The 21,938-nt window shown below is 59.6% G+C and carries 19 protein-coding genes; 14 read left to right on the top strand and 5 right to left on the bottom strand.

The window, feature by feature from the left end; genetic code table 11:
- The first annotated feature begins 95 nt into the window (after window positions 1-95).
- The 5 genes from CR254_RS04005 to CR254_RS03985 are packed head-to-tail and all read left to right on the top strand — an operon-like array spanning window position 96 to window position 4,085.
- Window positions 96-800: an ABC transporter ATP-binding protein gene (locus CR254_RS04005; RefSeq protein WP_097928497.1), complete on the top strand. Its 705-nt coding sequence runs from the start codon at window positions 96-98 to the stop codon at window positions 798-800.
- A 2-nt stretch (window positions 801-802) separates the two neighbouring features.
- On the top strand, window positions 803-1,192 hold the full coding sequence (locus CR254_RS04000) for a hypothetical protein (RefSeq protein WP_097928496.1): 390 nt from the start codon (window positions 803-805) through the stop codon (window positions 1,190-1,192).
- Window positions 1,193-1,244: 52 nt separating this feature from the next.
- Window positions 1,245-1,715, top strand: a complete 471-nt coding sequence (locus CR254_RS03995; protein WP_097928495.1) for a hypothetical protein — start codon at window positions 1,245-1,247, stop codon at window positions 1,713-1,715.
- 55 nt (window positions 1,716-1,770) lie between these two features.
- The gene (locus CR254_RS03990; RefSeq protein WP_097928892.1) at window positions 1,771-2,778 is read left to right on the top strand and encodes a branched-chain amino acid ABC transporter permease; all 1,008 of its coding nucleotides are present in this window, start codon (window positions 1,771-1,773) and stop codon (window positions 2,776-2,778) included.
- On the top strand, window positions 2,775-4,085 hold the full coding sequence (locus CR254_RS03985; protein ID WP_097928494.1) for a branched-chain amino acid ABC transporter permease: 1,311 nt from the start codon (window positions 2,775-2,777) through the stop codon (window positions 4,083-4,085). The genes CR254_RS03990 and CR254_RS03985 overlap by 4 nt, the downstream gene beginning before the upstream one ends.
- 6 nt (window positions 4,086-4,091) lie before the next feature.
- On the opposite strand, the gene CR254_RS03980 is transcribed toward CR254_RS03985, so the two are convergent.
- The 3 genes from CR254_RS03980 to CR254_RS03970 all read right to left on the bottom strand — a co-directional run bounded on the left by CR254_RS03980 (window position 4,092) and on the right by CR254_RS03970 (window position 6,547).
- Complete coding sequence (locus CR254_RS03980; RefSeq protein ID WP_097928493.1) at window positions 4,092-4,817, bottom strand: enoyl-CoA hydratase/isomerase family protein; 726 nt, start codon at window positions 4,815-4,817, stop codon at window positions 4,092-4,094.
- Window positions 4,814-5,602, bottom strand: coding sequence for an exodeoxyribonuclease III (locus tag CR254_RS03975; RefSeq protein ID WP_097928492.1), 789 nt, complete (start codon window positions 5,600-5,602; stop codon window positions 4,814-4,816). The genes CR254_RS03980 and CR254_RS03975 overlap by 4 nt, the downstream gene beginning before the upstream one ends.
- Before the next feature lie 258 nt (window positions 5,603-5,860).
- Window positions 5,861-6,547: a response regulator transcription factor gene (locus tag CR254_RS03970; RefSeq protein ID WP_097928491.1), complete on the bottom strand. Its 687-nt coding sequence runs from the start codon at window positions 6,545-6,547 to the stop codon at window positions 5,861-5,863.
- Between the two features lie 169 nt (window positions 6,548-6,716).
- Between CR254_RS03970 and ribA the strand changes: the two genes are divergently transcribed.
- Both ribA and CR254_RS03960 read left to right on the top strand, forming a co-directional pair.
- Window positions 6,717-7,790, top strand: a complete 1,074-nt coding sequence (gene ribA / locus CR254_RS03965) for a GTP cyclohydrolase II (RefSeq protein WP_097928490.1) — start codon at window positions 6,717-6,719, stop codon at window positions 7,788-7,790.
- Window positions 7,787-8,299 carry a L,D-transpeptidase family protein gene (locus tag CR254_RS03960; protein WP_097928489.1) on the top strand — a complete coding sequence of 171 codons (513 nt, stop codon included), beginning with the start codon at window positions 7,787-7,789 and terminating at the stop codon, window positions 8,297-8,299. The genes ribA and CR254_RS03960 overlap by 4 nt, the downstream gene beginning before the upstream one ends.
- Here CR254_RS03960 and CR254_RS03955 read toward each other — a convergent pair.
- A complete protein-coding gene (locus tag CR254_RS03955; RefSeq protein WP_097928488.1) occupies window positions 8,290-8,943 on the bottom strand; it encodes a YggS family pyridoxal phosphate-dependent enzyme in 654 nt (217 codons plus the stop codon). The genes CR254_RS03960 and CR254_RS03955 overlap by 10 nt on opposite strands.
- A gap of 121 nt (window positions 8,944-9,064) precedes the next feature.
- Entirely contained in the window at window positions 9,065-9,979 is a 915-nt protein-coding gene (locus tag CR254_RS03950) for a porin (protein ID WP_097928487.1), read from the bottom strand.
- 241 nt (window positions 9,980-10,220) lie between these two features.
- Between CR254_RS03950 and CR254_RS03945 the strand changes: the two genes are divergently transcribed.
- The 7 genes from CR254_RS03945 (at window position 10,221) to clpA (ending at window position 21,904) form a co-directional block, all read left to right on the top strand.
- Complete coding sequence (locus CR254_RS03945) at window positions 10,221-10,712, top strand: DUF3576 domain-containing protein (RefSeq protein ID WP_180955873.1); 492 nt, start codon at window positions 10,221-10,223, stop codon at window positions 10,710-10,712.
- 55 nt (window positions 10,713-10,767) lie between these two features.
- Complete coding sequence (leuS, locus tag CR254_RS03940) at window positions 10,768-13,344, top strand: leucine--tRNA ligase (RefSeq protein WP_097928891.1); 2,577 nt, start codon at window positions 10,768-10,770, stop codon at window positions 13,342-13,344.
- Window positions 13,331-13,849, top strand: coding sequence for an LPS assembly lipoprotein LptE (gene lptE / locus CR254_RS03935; protein WP_097928485.1), 519 nt, complete (start codon window positions 13,331-13,333; stop codon window positions 13,847-13,849). The genes leuS and lptE overlap by 14 nt, the downstream gene beginning before the upstream one ends.
- Window positions 13,846-14,868 (top strand): DNA polymerase III subunit delta, encoded by a 1,023-nt coding sequence (gene holA, locus CR254_RS03930; protein WP_097928484.1) that lies wholly within the window; start codon window positions 13,846-13,848, stop codon window positions 14,866-14,868. Before lptE ends, holA begins: the two co-directional genes overlap by 4 nt.
- Window positions 14,869-14,883: 15 nt before the next feature.
- Window positions 14,884-15,489: a glutathione S-transferase family protein gene (locus CR254_RS03925; RefSeq protein WP_097928483.1), complete on the top strand. Its 606-nt coding sequence runs from the start codon at window positions 14,884-14,886 to the stop codon at window positions 15,487-15,489.
- Between the two features lie 404 nt (window positions 15,490-15,893).
- The gene (locus CR254_RS03920) at window positions 15,894-19,337 is read left to right on the top strand and encodes a pyruvate carboxylase (protein WP_097928482.1); all 3,444 of its coding nucleotides are present in this window, start codon (window positions 15,894-15,896) and stop codon (window positions 19,335-19,337) included.
- A gap of 239 nt (window positions 19,338-19,576) precedes the next feature.
- A complete protein-coding gene (gene clpA, locus CR254_RS03915) occupies window positions 19,577-21,904 on the top strand; it encodes an ATP-dependent Clp protease ATP-binding subunit ClpA (RefSeq protein WP_097928481.1) in 2,328 nt (775 codons plus the stop codon).
- Window positions 21,905-21,938: the final 34 nt, after the last annotated feature.

Genomic DNA, 21,938 nt, shown 5'->3' with positions numbered 1-21,938 from the left:
GCCGCCGGTTTCAGCACAAATCAGATGGCTGCTATAGGGCTGCTTTCCGGCTGCTCTATGGCTGGCAGAATAAAATTCTTCGTGGAGGGGCCGCTATGAGTTTCCTAAGGGCGGAGGCCATGACCGGCGGGTATGGCGCGGCGGATATTCTGCATGATTGCGAAATCAGCGTGGAGCAAGGCGAGATCGCAGTGATCGTCGGCCCCAACGGCGCGGGCAAATCCACCGCGATGAAGGCCGTTTTCGGGATGCTGCCATTGCGCGCGGGCACCGTGACGCTGGACGGCAATGACATCACCAACCTGTCGCCGCAGGAACGTGTGGCGATGGGGATGGGGTTTGTGCCGCAAACCTCGAACGTGTTCACAACGATGAGTGTTCAGGAAAATCTCGAAATGGGGGCTTATCTGCGGCGCGATGATTTCATGCCAACGATGGAGCAGGTTTTTGACCTGTTCCCGATCCTGCGCGAAAAACGCAAACAGCCCGCAGGCGAATTATCTGGCGGGCAGCGCCAGCAGGTTGCGGTTGGCCGTGCGCTGATGACGGAGCCCAAACTGCTGATGCTGGACGAGCCGACGGCCGGCGTGTCGCCCATCGTGATGGATGAATTGTTCGACCGTATCATCGAGGTGGCGCGCACCGGCATCGCTATCCTGATGGTAGAGCAGAACGCCCGCCAAGCGTTGAACATTGCGGATAAGGGATATGTGCTGGTGCAGGGCGCCAATGCGTGGACCGATACCGGTGAGGCCCTGTTGGCGAATCCCGAGGTTCGTCGCACGTTTCTGGGGGGCTGAGTATGCACATGGTATGGCTGGGAACTGCGATATTACTTTTTCTAGGGGTGGGGCACGCGGCAAAAGCTGAGATGTTTTTGCGATGCTCTCTTCAGAGCTATTGCTACGTAGAGCCGACAACGGAACCTATTCAAAACTGCGAAACCTACGCCAATGATACGGAGTACTTCTTTTTCTCGACACCATCTGCGCCGAATGTCGTTTCTGGCTATAATGGGTTCGAGTGGTCTGAATTTGGCAAAGACCACAATATTGATGCGCACTTTGGACTGACTGAGTATGGCGTCAGCATTCTGACGTTGCCGGGCGAATCGGATTATCTATCAATTGCTTATCTCGAAACAATGCACGGTGGAGCGGGTGTTGAGCATTATGTTTGCGAAGGTGAGTGAATGTGGAAAATTTGCGCTTAGTAGTTCTGCTGGTTTCAATATTGGTTCGAGAATGAGCAAGGCGAACCTTAGCTTTGTGGCGTTTCTGGGCGTGTTCTTTGCGCTGATCGCAGGGGCAGTCTGGTGGAATGTGAACCAGATCACCATGGCGCGGCGCGCGGCGGCGCAGGCGGCACCGCGTCTGGCCTGCGCCTTTGCCCAATGGTGCGTGAACGGGAATTGCGAGGTCGGCAAACCCGCGGATTTCGTGCTGATCACGCAGGGTGCGCATGGCCGGTCCTATCTGCGAATGGACGGGCGCGGTGGGCAGTTGCGCGGTGTATTTACGGCGGATCGCGACCCGCGCTATTGGCGGCAATATGTTCAGTGGCAGCCCGATCGGGGTGAAATCACGGTAAGCGTGCTGCAAAATCTGAATTTCGATTTCCTCTATGCCTTACAGGACGGGCAGGAAGCGGACATCGCATCCGCTTCGGCCCAAGGCAGCGGAACCTGTGACTGGATCGTGGAGGAGGCGGCATGAATGCGGCGACCTGTCCCGACATCGTACGCCGTAGCGGCGTGGAGCGAGTGATATGATTGATATTCTCAACGCGATTGTTCTGTTTTCGAATTTCGTGCTGATCCCCGGAATGGCCTATGGCGCGCAACTGGCGCTGGGGGCGCTGGGTGTAACGCTGATCTACGCGGTGTTGCGTTTTTCGAATTTCGCCCATGGCGATCTGATGGCGTTCGGCACAGCAGCGACGATCCTGTTTACGTGGTGGCTGCAAAGCATGGGCGTCAATCTGGGCGTCTTGCCCACGGCGCTGCTGGCGCTGCCGGTCGGGATCGCGGCGGCGGTGGCGATGTCGCTGGTCATGGATAAGGCGGTTTACAGTTTTTACCGCGCGAAGCGATCAGCCTCGGTGGTGTTTGTGATCTCCTCGGTCGGGGTGATGTTCGTGCTGAACGGTCTGACGCGCCTGCTGATCGGGCCGGACGACCAACGCTTTGCCGATGGTGAACGGTTCGTTATTCGCGCCCGTGACTTCAAGGATATGACCGGATTGGACGAGGGGCTGGCCCTGCGCACAACGCAGGTGATTACTGTTGTGGTTGCGATCCTCGTGGTGATTGCGCTGTTCCGGTTCCTGAACCATTCGCGCATGGGCAAGGCGATGCGCGCCTATTCCGATAACGAGGATCTGGCGCTGCTGTCGGGCATTGATCCCAAGAAGGTCGTGTTCTGGACATGGGTGATTGCCGCCGGTCTGGCGACCGTAGCCGGTGTGCTGTACGGGCTGGACAAGTCGTTCAAGCCGTTCACCTATTTCCAATTGCTGCTGCCGATATTCGCAGCGGCCATTGTTGGCGGAATTGGCAACCCTGTGGGGGCCATTGCGGGCGGGTTTGTCATCGCCTTTAGCGAGGTGACGGTGACCTATGCCTATAAGAAATTTCTCGGCTATATTGTGCCCGGATGGGAGCCGGATGGCCTGATGCAATTGCTGAGCACCGATTACAAATTCGCGGTCAGCTTCGTCATTCTGGTCGTGGTATTGTTGGTTAGGCCCACGGGGCTGTTCCGGGGGAAGGTCGTATGAGCCAGTCCGTTCGTATCATTCTGCTATATTCGCTGATGTTTGCCGCACTGGTTGCGGTTGGTTTCGCGCAGAGCTGGCCGCTGGCGCTCGCGATCCTGAACATGTGCCTGATCTCGGGCATTATGGCGCTGGGGGTTAACATCCAGTGGGGCTATGCAGGCCTGTTTAATGTCGGGATCATGGGGTTTGCCGCGCTTGGCGGTGTGGCGGCGGTGTTGGTTAGCGAGCCTATCCGCGGTGAGGCTTGGTCCGTCGGCGGGCTGGGGCTGGTCGCCTCGTTCCTGTCGATTCTGGCGGCGGCGGTTGCTGTTGGCTGGGTGCGAAAGCATTTGCCGCAGCGCGGGCGCGGGCTGATAACGGTGCTGTTGCTAATCGCGGGATATGCGGCGGCGCGGCAGTTCTTTGGTCCTGCGGTGGGCGCGATTGAGGCGCTGGACCCGACGATCTATGGCAATATTGGCGGTGCGGGCCTGCCCGTTATCTTTAGCTGGCTGGTGGGTGGCCTGTTCGCGGGCGGTGCGGCGTTCCTGATTTCGCGCATCGCGCTGGGGCTGCGGTCGGATTATCTGGCGATTGCGACGCTGGGTATTTCGGAGATCGTGCTGGCGGTGCTGAAAAACGAGGACTGGTTGGCGCGGGGGGTGAAGAACGTCTCGGGTCTCGATAGCCCTGTGCCGAGCGCGATTGAGCTGCAAGCCTCGGACTGGTTCATCAGCTTTGCTGCGGATATCGGGATGACAACGATTGAGGCGTCCACCGTCTTTGTTCGCGGCTCCTATACGTTGCTGTTCGTGATCGTTCTGGCGCTGCTGATGTGGCTGACGGAGCGCGCGTTGCATTCGCCGTGGGGCCGCATGATGCGTGCCATTCGTGACAACCGCGACGCAGCGGAGGCGATGGGCAAGGATGTGGTCGCACGGCACCGGCAGGTCTTTATCCTCGGGTCGGCTGTGGTCGGGATCGCGGGTGCGATGTTGGTCACGATGGACGGGTTGTTCACGCCGGGGACTTATAATCCGCTGCGCTATACCTTCCTGATCTGGGTGATGGTGATCGTCGGTGGGTCCGGTAACAACTGGGGCGCTGTTCTGGGTGGTTTTCTGATCTGGTTCACATGGACACAGGCCGAAAACTGGGGGCCGCAGGCGATGGAGTTTGTGACATCGGGCATGGCGGGGGACAGTGCATTGCGGCTGCATCTGATGGATAATGCGCCGCATATGCGCCTGATGATTATGGGGCTGGTGCTGCTGATTACGCTGCGCTTTTTCCCCAAGGGGCTGATCCCCGAGCAGATCCGCCGTTAGGCGGGTCTAGCTGCGGGTGAAGTGGGGCAGACGTTTTGCGCGGCGTGCGGCCAATGCCTCGGCGTGGTCGGCGCTGGCAAAACAGGTGGTGACACGTTTGCGGGCACTGTCACCCTGATTCAGGGACCGCTTCATCCCCTCAACTGACAGCGGTGCCAGTTTGGTCACATGGGTGGCCAGCGCGTTTGAGGCCTCGTCCAGATCGTCAGGTGCGATCAGGTCGCTGACCAGACCGGCATCGCGGCATTGTTCATCCGACAGACGTTCGGCCGCCAGAAACAGGCGGCTGGCGACCAGATGACCAAGGCGCGATTGGGCGCGGGCAATCGCTGCCCCCGGATAGTGCACACCGATTGCGGCGGCTGGAACCTGTGCCACCATGCCGGTAACGCCCAGCCGTAAATCGCAGGCCAGCGCCAGATCGAGGCCCGCGCCAAAGACACCGCCATTAAACGCCCCGATAACCGGAACGCGCAGGGCGGTGATCTGAGTCGAAAGCTCGGTCAGGGGGATGTCGGGGCGGTTGCCCGCCTCAAGCTCCGCAAAATCGGCACCGGCGCAAAAGACCGATCCGCGCCCCGTCAGGACGGCGACGCGCAGTTCGGTGTTGTCGTCGATATCGCTCAGCGCGTCTGTCAGCTCTGCCATATCGGTCAGGCGCAGGGCGTTGCGGCGGTCCGGTGCGTCCAGAATTATGCGGGCAATCGGACCGTCACGTTCCAGACGAATCACGGGTTAAAGGCCGCGATGATTGGCGCGTGGTCCGATGGCTTCTCCCAACCGCGCACGTCGCGCAGGATTTTGGTCGATCCGGCAACGTGATTGGCATCTGGGGTGGCCCAAACATGGTCTAGGCGGCGGCCTTTGTCAGCGTTGGACCAATCCTTGGACCGGTAGGACCACCACGAATATAGCTTTCCGTCGGGGATATCGGCGCGGGTTGTGTCGGTCCAGCCGCCATCGGTGCGGACCTTTTCCAGTGCCTCGACCTCCACCGGAGTGTGGGACACCACCTTGAGCAGCTGTTTGTGGGACCAGACGTCGTCCTCAAGCGGGGCGATGTTCAGATCGCCGACCAGCACGGATTTCGACGGCGCGCTATCAGCCCCCCATTTTGCCATATTGGCGAGGAATTCCATCTTATGCGCGAATTTCGGGTTTGCTTCGGTATCGGCGATATCACCGCCGGCAGGAACGTAGAAGTTGTGCACCGTCAGGCCGTTTTCCAGCCGTGCCGCGCAGTGGCGGGCGTGGCCCGTATCGCAGAACAGTTGCGTTCCGGCGTCAACGATGGGCAGGCGGGACAGGATGGCGACGCCGTTATAGCCCTTGTTCCCCTCAGCCACGATATGGCCGTAACCAGCGGCGGCAAAGACATCCAACGGGATTTTATCAACGGGACTTTTGGTTTCCTGCAAACACAGCACGTCAGGGGCCTGCTCCGCCAGCAATCGCAACACGAGGTCGGCCCGAAGCCGGACGGAATTGATGTTCCAGGTGCAAATGGTGACGGTCATTTCAGGCTCCAATCCAGATTGAAGCGCAGTGTCTGCGATGGAACGCGCACCCTCAATAGAGAAAGCGCCCAATCCGGTTTTACGGATCAGGCGCAGTCCCTTGTAACAGCCACCTTGGAGGGGGGGAAAAGTGGCCGGGCACGATCGCCTAACGTGGGGGGGAGGCGACCGATGGTTCATATTACGGCCTATGGCGCGCATCTTTCAACTGAGTGCGCCTGCAAGTTGTGCATTTTGCATCGAAAAATGCAGTTCGTGTTACGAGACCAGCCGGTATCCACCAGATTCAGTAACGAGAAGGGTTGCGTTGCTGGGGTCCAACTCAACCTTTTGGCGAAGTCGGTAGATGTGAGTCTCTAACGTATGCGTTGTTACGGCTGCGTTATATCCCCAGACCTCATGCAGCAACACGTCACGGGCAACCACGCCATCATTCGCGCGGTACAGGAATTTCAGGATGTTGGTTTCCTTCTCCGTCAGGCGAATTTTCCTGTCATCCTCGGTGATTAACATCTTTGCCGAAGGTTTGAACGTATATGGCCCGACGGAGAAAACGGCGTCCTCGCTCTGCTCATGCTGACGCAATTGGGCGCGGATACGGGCCAGAAGCACGGGGAATTTGAACGGTTTGGTGATATAGTCATTGGCACCCGAATCGAGGCCAAGGATCGTATCTGCATCCGTGATGTGGCCGGTCAGCATAACAATCGGGCATTTCACGCCCTGCTTGCGCATCAGGCGGCAAACCTCGCGGCCATCCATATCGGGCAGACCAACGTCGAGGATCACCAGATCGTAGAGGCCCTGCTTGGATTTTTCCAAGCCTTCGCCGCCGGTGCCTGCCTCGAACACGTCGAACTCTTCGGTCAGAACCAACTGGTCGGCCAGCACTTCGCGCAGGTCCAGATCGTCATCCACCATCAGGATTTTCTTAAGATTGCTCATGTCACGTCCTTTATCTGCGCTTACCTTGTGTAAGACATGCGTGAGCGGAGCGGTTCCAACAAGTTTTACAGCGTTACCTCACATAGGCGTGTCCGCGGATGGGCATTTGTTTCACATCTGGCGGGGATCGCACTATATCCAACAGCAGAACGTAACATGAGGCGGTTCCATGACCCTGCGCCCTACCACAGCCGAGCGCATTGCGCGGGCGAGAAACGATTTGCGGATCGGTGTGCCTGTGTGCATCGCCGGCAGTGTTGTGGTCGCGGTTGAGAGCCTGAGCCAGTCACGCTTTGACGCATTGATGGCGCTAGGGCGAGATCGGGCGCGCCTGGTGTTGACCGAGCGCCGTGCGGCCACGTTGCGGGCGCGTGCCTATGACGGGGATGTGGCGCGAATTGTGCTGCCTGAGGGGGCGACATTGGCGTGGTTGCGGGCCAGTGCGGACCCGTCCACCGATTTGGCGAACCCGATGAAGGGGCCGTATCACAGTGACCGTGAGGGCTCTGCCGATGTGCACCGTGCCGCGATTGCGTTGTGCAAGCAGGCGTTTTTGTTGCCTGCCGCGCTGGTGATTGAGGGGGCGGGCGATGATGCCTTTGCTGCGGCAAACGGGTTTACCACAGCGCCGTTGCTGGACCCTGATCCCGAGGTGGTTGTGCTGGATGAGGCATCCGCCGCGCGGGTTCCGCTGGAGGTTTCGGCCGCCGGTCGTGTCCATGTTTTCCGCCCGCGCGACGGGGCGGAGGAGCATTACGCGATTGAGATCGGGCAGCCGGATCGGACGCAGCCTGTTTTGTCGCGGCTGCATTCTGCCTGCTTTACCGGTGATGTGATCGGGTCGTTGAAATGTGATTGCGGCCCGCAATTGCGTGCTGCCTTGGCGCAGATGGGGCAAGAGGGGCATGGCGTTTTGCTGTACCTGAACCAAGAGGGGCGCGGCATCGGCTTGGCGAACAAGATGCGGGCCTATGCGTTGCAGGATCAGGGATTTGATACGGTTGAGGCGAACCATCGCCTCGGCTTTGAGGATGATGAGCGGGACTTCCGCATCGGGGCGCAGATTCTGAAATCTCTGGGTTTTTCGGCTGTTCGTTTGATGACCAATAATCCGGGCAAAGTGCGGATGATGGAAGGTGAAGGCGTGCAGGTGGCCGAGCGTGTGCCGCTGCGCGTGGGGGAGACTGAGCAGAATGCCGCCTATCTGGCGACCAAGGCGGCCAAGAGCGGTCATTTTCTGTGACGCCGACACGCCACGATTTGGTCGTGCGCGGGCAGTTCGCGTGGTTTGCAGGGCGGCGATTTGTGTGCGCGATCGGGCGCAGTGGCAGGGTGCTGGACAAGGTTGAGGGCGATGGCGCCACCCCGACCGGTTGCTTTCATCTGACCGGTGGATTGTGGCGCGCCGATAGGGTGGCGCGGCCGGATACCATGTTGCCCATGGCGCGGGCGGCGTATCCTGATATCTGGTCGGATGATGTGCGTGACCCTGCCTATAACAGCTTTCGCAAGGATGCCGAGACTGAGTTCGGGCATGAGCGGCTGCGCCGACGTGACCGCCTATATGATATCGTTTTGTTTACGGATCAGAACACGGACCCCGTTGTGCCGGGGGAGGGCTCTGCGATTTTTGTGCATATCTGGCGCGGGCCAAGGCGCGGCACCGAAGGGTGCGTTGCCTTTGCCGAAGCGGATTTGCGCTGGATATTGCAGCGCTGGACCGTGCGCAGCCGGTTGATCGTTCAGCCGTAATCGCGCTTGCCAAAGATGGCGGAGCCGACGCGGATGTGGGTGGCGCCAAAGGCGATTGCTTCCTCGAAATCGCTGCTCATTCCCATGCTAAGACCGGTCAGGCCGTTACGCGCGGCGAGCTTTCCCAGCAGGGCGAAATGCAGGCTGGGGGTTTCCTCGACCGGTGGGATGCACATCAGGCCCGCGATTTTCAGGTCCATTTGGCGTAGCTCCGCTAGGAAGCTGTCGGTTTCTGCCGGAGTGATTCCCGCCTTTTGCGGTTCCTCACCTGTGTTGACCTGCACGAACAATTCAGGACAGCGGCCCAGCGATTGGGCCTGATCCGCGATTCGTTGCGCCAGTTTCAGGCGGTCCACGGTGTGGATGGCGTCGAACAGCTCCATCGCGGGGCGGACTTTATTGGATTGTAGCGGGCCGATCAGGTGGACCTGTGTGTCGGGAAAAGTGGTGCGGAAATCGGGCCATTTGCCCTGTGCCTCCTGCACCTTGTTTTCACCGTAGAGGGTGTGGCCCTGTTCCAGAACAGCCTGAACGCGGTCGTTTGGCTGTACCTTGGACACGGCAATCAGAGAGACGGAGGACGGGTCGCGTGATGCTTTGCGGCAGGCGGCGTCTATACGGTTCCGGGTTTCGCTGAGTGACATGATTGCTTCCCTGTTATGCGGGGATCTGGCCCTGCTGTGCAGCGTTATGGGGAAGGATTGCACAAAAGAAAAGAGCGGGCCAATGGCCCGCTCCTCCCTAAACAGTCTCTGATCGGAAGGATCAGAAGGACATGCCGATGCCTGCACCGAACTGTGTGTCTTCGTTGCCAGCGATATCTTCGTCTGTACCAGCAGCAGCAGTGAAGGTTGCACCACCACCGAGAGGCATGGAGTACCAGATGCCGTAGCCAGTGTTCTCGGAAACACCGTCAACTTCGTCGTAGTCGTAGTTGACTGCCAGAGTGCCTGCACCCAGAGCGATTTCAGCGGACACGCCGTATGCGTCCATGTCGTTGCCGCCAGTTTCACCAGCAGAGTAGTTAGCTGTCAGGTCAACGGAACCCAGAGCAACCGATGCGGAGATACCAGCGATATCGTCATCGCCAGCTTCCTGGTAGCCGATACCCATGCTGACTGTGCCGAACGTGAATGCAGCACCGATGCCGTATACGTTCTCGGAGCCAACCGAATCATCGCCGTCTTCGTAGGAAACGGACAGCGTGGTGCCGCCGAATGCGATGTCGTAACGAGCAACCTGATCTTCAGCATCCTGTGTGCCGTCGAAGCCGGAGTTGCCGTTTACGTAGAAGTCAGTCTCGTCAACCAGACCACCGGAAGCGATTTCGATCATTGCTTTGTCGAACGCGCCGTCTGTGTCACCGATGGTGATGGTGCCGAAGGAACCGGAGATGTAAGCGTGTGCTTTCTCTTCAGTAGGAGCTTCGTCCCAGTCGCCGGATGCGCCGAACTCGAGGCCGCCATCGGTGGTGCCGACGAGTGCCCATGTCAGGTCGAAGTCGTTGTGTACCTGGATGTGGCCGTCATCAGTAGCGGAAGTGTCAGCATCGCGCGATGTGAAGCCGAGCTCTGCGGAGCCGGACAGGGTGATGGAGGTGGAAGCGTGACCGTCAGCGAACGAAGCGCCCGCGAAGCCGAATGCTACAAGTGCCGTGGAGGCGAAAAGCACGTTTTTCATGGGAAGTCCCTCATGGTTTAAAATTGACCGACACTCACACCCCTGTGAGCCGGATGACGAGAACCTCGCCAAATACCCCCGACTCGTCAAAACCTTTCGCAGGGTAAAATCGCTAATCGGGGTTTCTGATGCTTCGATGTCACAGTAGCCGTCTCGGCCAATGCCGCCCAAAAGCCTTGTCGCATCGCAGTCCCCCCGATATGAGGAACAGGACCTATATATACGGAGGCTGCGCGGACCGATGTCAGCGAAACTGTTTGTTAGTGTTGCTATAGTAGCGGCTGTCCTTTCGTCTTGTGGCGAAACCTCACTTCAGCCTGAGGAAGACCGGCTGCGCGCAGAGGCGGATGAGGGGATTAGCATCAACCGGCTGTTATCCGGTGATCTGTTTGGCAATCAGGGGCCAACCCTGAATGTGAACGAATACCTGTGGCGTGCGTCCTTGGACACGCTGGACTTCCTGCCTTTGGTGTCGACCGACCCGTTCGGGGGAATCATCACCACCGATTGGGGCACACCTGAGGGCGTGGCGGATGAGCGTTTCCGCGCAACCGCTGTGATCGATTCCGATCAACTGGCCGTTAGCTCGCTGCGGTTGGCGCTGTACCGGCAGGTGCTCAGCAATGGTGTGTGGACCGATGGCACGGTGTCCGACACCACGGTTCGTGCGATCGAGGATGCGATCCTGCTGCGCGCACGCCAGTTGCGCCGCGAAGATGCCTTGAACGGCTGATCCTATATAGCGGGGGGCATAGTTGTGCCTCTCGCATTTCAGACGAAAGAATATGATGTCACGTTATAATGCCCGCGTGGCCGAGCCGAAATGGCAGCAGGCCTGGGACGACGCCCGTGTATTCGAGGCGGTCGCTGATCCGAATCGCCCGAAATATTATGTGCTTGAGATGTTTCCCTATCCATCGGGTAAGCTGCACATGGGCCATGTCCGCAATTATACCATGGGCGACGTGGTTGCGCGGTATAAGCGGGCGACGGGCCATGCGGTGCTGCATCCGATGGGCTGGGACGCATTCGGCCTGCCCGCGGAAAATGCCGCGATGGAGCGGGGCGTGCATCCGGGGGACTGGACCTACGAGAATATCGCCGCCATGCGGGCGCAATTCGGTCGTTTGGGGTTCAGTCTGGATTGGAGCCGCGAATTTGCGAGCTGCGATCCTGAATATTACGGGCAGCAGCAGGCCCTGTTCATCGACATGCTGGCGGCCGGACTGATCACGCGTAAAAACGCTGTGGTGAACTGGGATCCGGTGGATATGACCGTTCTGGCCAATGAACAGGTCGAGGATGGCAAGGGCTGGCGATCCGGCGCACCGGTGGAGCGTAAGGAACTGACGCAATGGTTCTTTAAGATATCGGACATGGCGGATGATCTGCTGGACGCGATCGACGGCTTGGACAAGTGGCCGGAAAAGGTACGCCTGATGCAGGCGAACTGGATCGGACGCAGCCGTGGTTTGCAGTTCGAGTTTGAGTTCTCGTCCGGTCTGGACGGATTCGAGACGCTGGACGTGTACACGACACGCCCCGATACGCTGATGGGCGCAGGCTTTGCCGCGATTTCGCCCGATCATCCGCTGGCCAAGGCGCTGGAGGAAAAGCGGGACGATATTAAGGCGTTCAACGAGGAGTGCCGTCGTACCGGCACCTCCGAGGAAGCGTTGGAAAAGGCGGAGAAGCGCGGTATTGATACCGGTCTGACTGTTGCGCATCCATTCGATGCGGATGTTGAACTGCCGGTCTGGATTGCGAACTTCGTTCTGATGGAATACGGCACCGGCGCGATTTTCGGCTGTCCTGCCCACGATCAGCGCGATTTGGACTTTGCGCGTAAATACGATTTGCCAGTGCGCGACGTGTTTGTCGCGGCTGAGGGGGCAGACCCCGTAGCCAATGAGGCGTTCGTGCCGCCCAAAACTGACGCCGTCTATTATATACGCCCGCTGGGCGAGGCCGGCACGATGACCGGTCAGGACGCTGTCGATCAGGCGATTGAACTGTGTGAGGCGCAGGGCATCGGCAAGGGCGTGACCAAGTTCCGCCTGCGCGATTGGGGCCTGAGCCGCCAGCGTTATTGGGGCACACCGATTCCTGTCGTTCATTGCGACGATTGCGGTGTGGTGCCCGAGAAGAAAGAGAACCTGCCGGTTGAGCTGCCCAAGGATGTCACGTTTGATCGTCCGGGTAATCCGCTGGACTGGCACCCGACATGGCGCGATGTGCCGTGCCCGTGCTGTGGCAAACCGGCCAAGCGTGAAACCGACACGATGGACACTTTCGTCGATTCGTCTTGGTATTACGCCCGCTTTACCGCGCCCGATGCGGCAACGCCGACGGATATGGATGCGGCGAAATACTGGATGAATGTGGACCAGTATATTGGCGGGGTCGAACACGCGATTCTGCACCTGCTATATTCGCGCTTCTTTGCCCGTGCGATGCAGAAAACGGGGCATTTGCCTGCTTCGGCCAGTGAGCCGTTCGACGCGCTGTTCACGCAGGGCATGGTCACGCATGAGACCTATGCGACCAAGGGCGCAGATGGCCGTAATGTCTGGCATGAGCCGGGCGATGTGATTCGTGAGGGCGACTCAGCACGGTTGGAGGATGGCACCGAGGTTGATGTTGGGCCGGTCATCAAGATGTCCAAGTCCAAGAAAAACACGGTCAATCCGCTGGATATTATCGATCAGTATGGCGCGGATACCGCCCGCTGGTTCGTCATGTCCGACAGCCCGCCCGAGCGGGATGTGGAATGGACGGCCGCCGGTGCCGATGCTGCATGGAAACATTTGCAGCGGGTTTGGCGCTTGGTGGTGGAGCTGGAGGACGACGTTCCTGCTGTCGAAACCGCTGATGGGCCGGATGCGATTGCACTGCGCCGCGTCCTGCACCGCACGATTGCGGATCTGACGGCATCCATCGACGGGTTCGCGTTTAACAAGGGCGTGGCCAAGCTGTACGAGCTGACCAACGCGATTGCCAAGGCAAAGGGCGGCGCGGATGTTGTGCGCGCGAAACGCGATGCGCTGACGACTCTGGCCCGTTTGATGCAGCCGATGACGCCGCATCTAGCCGAGGAAATGTGGGAAACGCTGGGCGGTGAGGGCATGGTGCTAGAGGCACCATGGCCCGTCGCGGATCAGGCCTATCTGGTGGATGACACCGTGCTGATGCCGATCCAGATCAACGGCAAGAAGCGCTCGGAAATCACGGTCGCCAAGGACGCGGACAAGGCCAGCATCGAGGCGTTGGCAATGGCTGATCCCGCCGTGATCAAGGCGCTGGACGGTGGCACCGCTAAAAAGGTCATCGTTGTGCCGGGAAGGATCGTGAATGTCGTTATCTAGGCGACATCTGCTGGCAACGCTTGCGCTCGCCCCCCTCGCAGGGTGCGGGTTCGAACCGCTATACGGCTCGGACGGGGCGGCGTCGCAATTGCGCGGGCAGGTGCGTGTCACCAGTCTGGGCACGCGCGACGGTTATTTCCTGCGTGAGCGGTTGTTGCAGCGATTCGGTGCACCGGAACCGGATGCGCCGCTGACGCTGTCAGTCACGCTGGTCACGGAATCAGAGGCGCTGTCGATCACGCAAACCAATGACATTACGCGCTATAATCTGTCCGGCACGGCGGCCATCACCCTGCGCGAGGCAGGTGTTGATGAGCCTGTTCTGCGCGATGAGCTGTCCGGTGATGCCAGCTATAACGCGCCGTCGCCTGTGGTTTCGGCATTGAATGCCTCCACCATCGCTGCGCGTGAGGCGGAGCAGGACGCGGAGCGGCGCTTGGCCGAATATCTGGCGGAACAGATTGCGGATCGCGTTTTGATCGCGGCGGAACTTCTGTCCCAATGAAATTAGGGCCGCGGGATGCCCCTGCCTTTCTGGCGCGACCTGATTTGACGCGCACGGGCATCCTGATTTTCGGGCCGGAGGCGGAGCGGATTGCGCAACGCCGCCGTGCCCTCGCCCTGACGGTTGTTGGACCGCAGGGGGTTGAGGATATGCGGCTGGAGCGGTTGAGCGGCGCCGACCTGCGATCAGATCCTGCGCGCCTATCCGATGCGATGAAGGCGCAGAGCTTTTTCCCCGGTCCCCGCGCCGTTGTTGTTGAGGATGCCACAGACGGTCTGGCCAAAATGCTGACCCCTGTACTGGAGGATTGGCGCGAGGGTGATGCCTTTCTGATCTTTACCGCCGGGCAATTGACCGCGCGATCTGCGTTGCGGAAATTGTTCGAGGGCGCGCGCAATGCCTATGCGTTGGCGGTCTATTCCGATCCCCCCGGACGGGCGGAGATTGAGGCCGCAATTGCCAAGGTTGAATTATCCGTATCCGGTGAGGCACTGAATGACCTGACCGCGCGCGGGCGGACCATGCCTGAGGGGGACTTCGCCCAGTTCCTCGACAAGTTATCGCTGTATAAACGGGGCGATGCGGAGCCGCTGACCACGTTGGAAATCGCGGAGCTGGCCCCGCAGGCCGCGGATGGTGAGGTAGATGAGCTGGTCGCCGCCGTTGCCAATGGCGCGGCTTCGCAGATCGGGCCGGCCATGATGCGGTTGCGCGCGCAGGGCACCAACCCGACGACATTGTGCATCGGCATGACCCGCCATTTCCGGCAGTTACATGCGGGCGCGGGGGCAGGTGGGCGGCCCGAGGATGCGTTGGGACGCTTGCGCCCACCGGTATTCGGGCTACGACGCGATGCGATGGCCGCGCAAATTCGGGCTTGGGGTGTGCCTAGGCTGGAACGTGCGTTGACCACGCTGACCGATGCCGACCTGACGTTGCGTTCGGCAAGCAAGGCACCGCAGGAGGCGATGCTGGAACGTGCTTTAATCCGCATTGCGATGATGCGCCCACGCGGCTGATTTGAGGATATTTCCATGACCCAACTGACCCTGATCGGACATCCGACCACCCGTGCCATGCGCGTAATGTGGATGCTGGAGGAGCTGGAGCTGGATTATGATGTGCAGGGTTCCAAGCCGCATGGCCCTGATATCTTGCGGGTCAGCCCCTCGGGCAAGGTGCCTGCGTTGATCGTGGATGACGTGGTGCTGACTGATTCGGTGGCGATTTGCCAGTTTCTAGCCGATCGTGAGGGTAAGCTGACCGCACCGGCCGGCACTATCGCGCGGGGGCAGCAGGATGCCCATCTGCAATTTGCCTGCGATGAGATTGATGGGTCGCTATGGACCGCGACCAAGCACAGCTTTGCCTTACCGGAAAAGCTGCGCGTGGCGGCGGTAAAGGAGACGGCGCGGGCGGAGTTTTCCTTGGCTATGAAGCGGTTAGAGGCGCGCTTGGGGGATGGCCCCTATCTGGCAGGTGACGATTTTACCGTGCCGGACCTGATTATCGCGCATTGCCTGTCATGGGCGCGTGCCGCGAAGTTTGAGATCGAAAGCGAGACCGTGCAGGCCTATGGCAAACGGTGCCGTGCACGCGCTGGTTTCCGCCGTGCTGTGGAACGTGCCGCAACGCTGTGAGGCGTTAGGGCAACAGTTTGTGACGGGCATTGCCGGGAAATTTCCTAAAATTCGATGGATTGTCAGGCGCGAATCCTGACCTGCCAGGCCGCTATGCTGGAGTGGCCAAATGGGTATTCCAGAAGGCCCGATTGCGGTTCTAAAGCGCATTGATCCGGCTGCCATGCGCGGGTTTTGCGGCGCTGGCAAATTGCGTTGTGACGTAACGTCACTTTCTAAACGCCAAGTATCGTCAAAACCGGCGTCGCAATCAGACAGGAAAGACCGGCAAATTTAGCACGGGTGCCAATGCAAAATTCCAAGGGGGGGAGACAGGTCAATGTCTTCGGGGGTATAGCGTATTGTGACATTATTGTGCGCTCGCTAACAAATGGTCAGCGCTACCCCCAGCCGGGAGGCCCTTGATGCCCGAATTCTCGAAAATCCTCATCGCAAACCGTGGCGAAATCGCCATCCGCATCATGCGTGCGGCCAATGAAATGGGAAAGAAAACCGTTGCTGTCTTCGCTGAGGAAGACAAGCTGGGTCTGCACCGTTTCAAGGCGGACGAAGCCTACCGCATTGGCGAAGGGTTGGGGCCGGTAGCGGCCTATCTGAGCATTGAGGAGATCATTCGGGTTGCGAAATTGTCGGGCGCGGATGCGATCCACCCCGGCTACGGCTTGCTGTCGGAAAACCCCGAATTCGTCGATGCATGTGAGGCGAACGGCATTACCTTTATCGGTCCCAAGGCGAAAACCATGCGCCAATTGGGCGACAAGGCATCCGCCCGCCGCGTCGCGATGGAGGCGGGCGTGCCCGTTGTGCCCGCGACCGAGGTTCTGCCCGAGGATATGGACGAGGTTCGCCTCATGGCGGAGGAAGTCGGCTATCCCTTCATGCTCAAGGCAAGCTGGGGCGGTGGTGGCCGCGGCATGCGCCCGATCATGGGGCCGGACGAGCTGGAGGAAATGGTCCTTGCTGGCCGTCGTGAGGCAGAGGCCGCATTCGGCAACGGTGAGGGTTATCTGGAAAAGCTGGTGCGCAATGCGCGCCACGTCGAGGTTCAGATTCTTGGCGATAATCAGGGCAATATCTACCACCTGTACGAGCGGGATTGTTCGGTTCAGCGCCGCAACCAAAAGGTCGTGGAGCGGGCCCCCGCGCCCTACCTTTCCGAGACCCAGCGCGAGCGGATCTGTGAGTTGGGCCGCAAAATCTGCGCCCATGTGAACTATGAATGCGCGGGAACGGTCGAATTCCTGATGGATATGGATTCGGGTGAATTCTACTTCATCGAGGTAAATCCCCGCGTTCAGGTTGAGCATACCGTGACCGAGGAAGTCACCGGTATCGACATCGTGCGCGCCCAAATTCTGATCGCGGAGGGCAAGAGCCTGACCGAGGCAACGGGGTGCGCCAGCCAGTATGACGTGAAGCTGGACGGTCATGCCCTGCAATGCCGGATCACCACCGAGGACCCGCAGAACAACTTCATCCCCGATTATGGCCGCATCACTGCGTATCGGACCGCCACGGGTATGGGTATCCGTCTGGACGGCGGCACCGCCTATGCCGGTGCTGTCATCACGCGGTTCTACGATTCATTGCTGGTCAAGGTGACCGCATGGGCACCGACGCCCGAGGCGGCGATTGCCCGCATGGACCGGTCCCTGCGTGAATTCCGTATTCGCGGTGTGGCGACGAACATCGCCTTTGTCGAGAACCTGCTGAAGCATAAGACCTTCCTCAACAATACCTACACCACGACCTTTATCGACAACACGCCGGACCTGTTCGAGTTCAAGAAGCGGCAGGATCGGGCGACGAAAATCCTGAACTACATCGCGGATATCACCGTGAACGGGCATCCTGATGTGGAGGGTCGGCCAAAACCGCCTGCCCATGCCAAGCTGCCGGTCGCGCCGCGTCAGCCGGTGGATGCGCCACCCGCAGGCACCAAGCAGATCCTTGAGGCGCGTGGCGCAAAGGGGCTGGCCGACTGGATGCTGGAGCAGCCGCAACTGCTGATCACCGACACCACGATGCGCGACGGGCACCAGTCGTTGCTGGCCACACGGATGCGGTCCACCGATATGATCGCCATCGCGCCGACCTATGCGCATGAGCTGTCCAACCTGTTCTCGGTCGAGTGTTGGGGCGGGGCGACGTTCGATGTGGCCTATCGCTTCCTACAGGAATGCCCGTGGAAGCGCTTGGTTGACCTGCGTGCGGCCATGCCGAACGTGCTGACACAGATGTTGCTGCGCGCGTCCAACGGCGTGGGCTATACCAACTATCCTGACAATGTGGTGCAGAGCTTTGTCGCGCAGGCGGCTGATTCCGGTGTCGATGTGTTCCGTGTGTTTGACAGCCTGAACTGGGTTGAGAACATGCGCGTCGCGATGGATTCCGTCATCGAAAGCGGCAAAATCTGCGAAGGCACGATTTGCTATACCGGCGATATCCTCGACGCGGATCGGGCTAAATACGACCTGAAATACTACGTTGAGATGGGTAAGGCGCTGCGTGATGGCGGGGCGCATGTGCTGGGCCTCAAGGATATGGCGGGCTTGCTGAAGCCTGCTGCGGCGCGTGCCTTGGTCAAAACGCTGAAGGAGGAGGTCGGTCTGCCGATCCACTTCCACACGCATGACACTTCGGGCATTTCGGGCGCGACGGTTCTGGCCGCGGCCGAGGCCGGGGTAGATGCGGTTGATGTAGCGATGGATGCGTTTTCGGGCCTGACCTCGCAGCCGCCATTGGGGTCGATTGTGGAGGCGCTGGAAAATACCGACCGCGCAACCGGATTGGACCGCAGCGCACTGCGCCGTGTCAGTGAGTATTGGGAGGATGTGCGCGACCAATACGCTGCATTCGAGACAACCATGAAATCGGGCTCGTCCGAGGTGTGGCTGCACGAAATGCCGGGCGGTCAGTTCACCAACCTCAAGGCGCAAGCGCGTTCGCTGGGGTTGGAGGAGCGTTGGCACGAGGTCGCACAGGCCTATGCTGATGCGAACCAGATGTTCGGCGATATCGTCAAGGTGACGCCATCGTCCAAGGTTGTGGGCGATATGGCGCTGATGATGGTGTCGCAGGGTCTGAGCCGTGCGCAGGTTGAGGATCCGGCGGTCGATGTTGCCTTCCCCGATTCGGTTGTGGACATGATGCGCGGCAATCTGGGGCAGCCTCCGGGTGGATGGCCTGTTGCGCTGCAATCCAAGGTGCTGAAGGGCGATGCCGGTTCGACGGAACGTCCGGGCGCGCATTTGCCCGCCGTTGATCTGGAGGCGACCCGGGCCGATCTGTCCGCACAGCTGGACGGGCTGGAGATCGATAATGAGGACCTCAACGGCTATCTGATGTATCCGAAGGTGTTCCTGGATTACATGGGCCGTCACCGTGAATACGGCCCCGTGCGCATCCTGCCGACCAGCGTTTACTTTTACGGCATGGAGCCCGGTCAGGAAATTCAGCCTGAACTGGACCCCGGTAAGACGTTGATCGTGCGCCTACAGGCCATTGGTGAAACCAACGAAGATGGCGACGTTAAGGTCTTCTTCGAGCTGAACGGCCAGCCGCGCGTGATTCGCATGGCCAACCGCAAGGCTGCTGCCAGCGTGGCCAAACGGCCCAAGGCGGAGCTGGGCAATGCAGATCACGTTGCCGCACCAATGCCGGGTGTCATCGCGTCGGTTGCTGTGACGGTCGGGCAGAAAGTGTCTGCCGGTGACATGCTGCTGACCATCGAGGCGATGAAGATGGAGACAGCGATTCACGCCGATCGTGACGGAATTGTTGCTGCAATCCATGCCCCGGCGGGCAGTCAGGTCGATGCGAAGGACCTGCTGGTCGCATTCGGCTAATAAATTCAGCGGGCGGGGCAATGGCTCCGCCCGCCTTGAAATCCAGATCCTGCGTGATGATATCGTACAAACCGGCTACTTCGGGCGTTAGGTGAAATACCCGAAACTTACAGTTTCCGGTGATCTGGGACATTTCCCTCTTGATCCTCCTCCGTTGAAGTCGAAATGTAGAGGGAGCGCCTCCGTCGCGCTCGCCCGTCGTGCCATCACGCGCGGCGGCAGACGAAAGGACCTGCGGTATGCCGTCATTCACGAATACTCTCGAAGCCGCAATTCACAATGCGCTGTCACTAGCCAACGCGCGAAAACACGAGCTGGCCACGCTGGAGCATTTGCTGCTGGCGCTGATTGATGAACCGGATGCGGCGCGGGTTATGACCGCGTGCTCCGTTGATCTGGATCAGCTGCGCGGCACAGTGACCAATTTTCTGGACGAGGAACTGGATGCGCTGGTCAGTGATATCGAGGGTTCCGAGGCCGCACCGACCACCGGTTTCCAGCGGGTGATCCAGCGTGCGGCAATCCATGTGCAAAGCTCGGGCCGGACCGAAGTGACCGGCGCGAATGTGCTGGTCGCCATGTTTGCCGAGCGGGAAAGCCATGCAGCCTATTTCCTGCAAGAACAGGATATGACCCGCTATGACGCGGTGAATTATATCAGCCACGGCGTGGCAAAGGACCCGACCCATTCCGATACCCGCCCTGTTCTGGGTGCGGAGGACGATCATGAGGAGGCCGACGGCCAAACCGGCAATCCACAGGGCGGCAAGGAAGAATCCGCGCTGGAGAAATACTGCGTCGATCTGAACGCCAAGGCGCGCATGGGTGGTGTTGATCCGCTGATCGGCCGCGCCGAGGAAGTGGAACGCTGCATTCAGGTACTGTGCCGCCGTCGCAAGAACAACCCGCTGCTGGTGGGTGATCCGGGCGTTGGTAAAACAGCAATTGCTGAGGGGCTGGCGCGCAAGATTGTGGACGGTGAAACGCCCAAAATCCTGTCCGAGGCAACGATTTTCTCGCTCGATATGGGCTCTCTGCTGGCCGGCACCCGCTATCGTGGTGATTTCGAGGAGCGGCTAAAGGCCGTGATGAAGGAGCTGGAGGATCATCCGGACACCGTTCTGTTCATCGACGAAATCCACACGGTAATTGGCGCTGGTGCGACCTCGGGCGGGGCGATGGATGCGTCGAACCTGCTGAAACCAGCGTTGCAAAACGGTGGCCTGCGCTGCATGGGATCGACCACCTATAAGGAATTCCGCCAGCACTTCGAAAAGGATCGGGCGCTCAGCCGCCGGTTCCAGAAGATCGACGTGAAGGAGCCAACCGTAGATGACACGGTGAAAATCCTGCGCGGGCTGAAATCGATCTTCGAGGAGCATCACGAAATCCGCTATACGCAGGAGGCGATCAAGTCTGCTGTGGAGCTGGCCGCACGCTATATTCACGACCGCAAATTGCCCGATAAGGCGATCGACGTGATTGATGAGGCGGGCGCGGCACAACACTTGTTGCCGGATTCCAAGCGTCGCAAGACCATCACTGCCAAGGAGATCGAGGCCGTTGTCGCGAAAATCGCGCGCATCCCGCCCAAATCGGTGTCCAAGGATGACAGCGCCGTGCTCAAGGATCTGGAGGCCTCGCTCAAGCGGGTCGTCTTTGGTCAGGATGCCGCGATCGAAGCCCTGTCCGCGTCGATCAAACTGGCTCGTGCCGGTCTGCGTGAACCTGAAAAGCCCATCGGAAACTACCTGTTCGCGGGTCCAACCGGCGTGGGTAAAACCGAGGTGGCCAATCAGCTGGCATCGACGCTGGGCGTGAAATTGCTGCGCTTTGACATGTCCGAATACATGGAAAAGCACGCGATCAGCCGTTTGATCGGTGCGCCTCCGGGCTATGTCGGGTTTGATCAGGGCGGAATGCTGACCGATGGTGTCGATCAGGACCCGCATTGCGTGTTGCTGTTGGATGAGATCGAGAAGGCGCATCCGGACGTGTTCAACATCCTGTTGCAGGTCATGGATCACGGTAAGCTGACTGATCATAACGGGCGGCAAGTCGATTTTCGCAATGTTGTGCTGATCATGACCTCGAACGCCGGTGCGTCGGAGCAGGCGAAAAACGCCCTCGGCTTTGGTCGTGAGCGGCGCGAGGGTGAGGATACAGCCGCGATTGAGCGGACCTTCACACCTGAATTCCGCAATCGTCTCGATGCTGTGATTTCGTTCGGCGCATTGCCGAAGGAGGTTATCCTGAAGGTGGTCGAGAAGTTCGTTCTGCAACTCGAAGCGCAGTTGATGGACCGGAACGTCACCTTTGAATTGACCCGCGCGGCGGCTGAATGGCTGGCGGATCGTGGTTATGATGACCGTATGGGTGCGCGTCCACTGGGCCGCGTGATTCAGGAACACATCAAGAAGCCACTGGCCGAGGAGCTGCTATTCGGCAAGCTGGCCAAGGGTGGTGTGGTCAAGGTGTCGGTCAAGGATGACAAGCTGAAGCTGGACATCGCGGATGATAACAAGCGGATCACGAATGACAAACCACCGCTGCTGACAGCGGAATAAATCGAAAAGGGCGGCTCCATCGGAGCCGCCCTTT

Origin of the sequence: Pontivivens marinum (genome assembly GCF_900231835.1) — a bacterium.
Taxonomy (GTDB): Bacteria; Pseudomonadota; Alphaproteobacteria; order Rhodobacterales; family Rhodobacteraceae; genus Pontivivens; species Pontivivens marinum.
The sequence above is the reverse complement of the archived record's forward strand: the minus strand, read 5'-3'. Positions and strand labels throughout refer to the sequence as shown.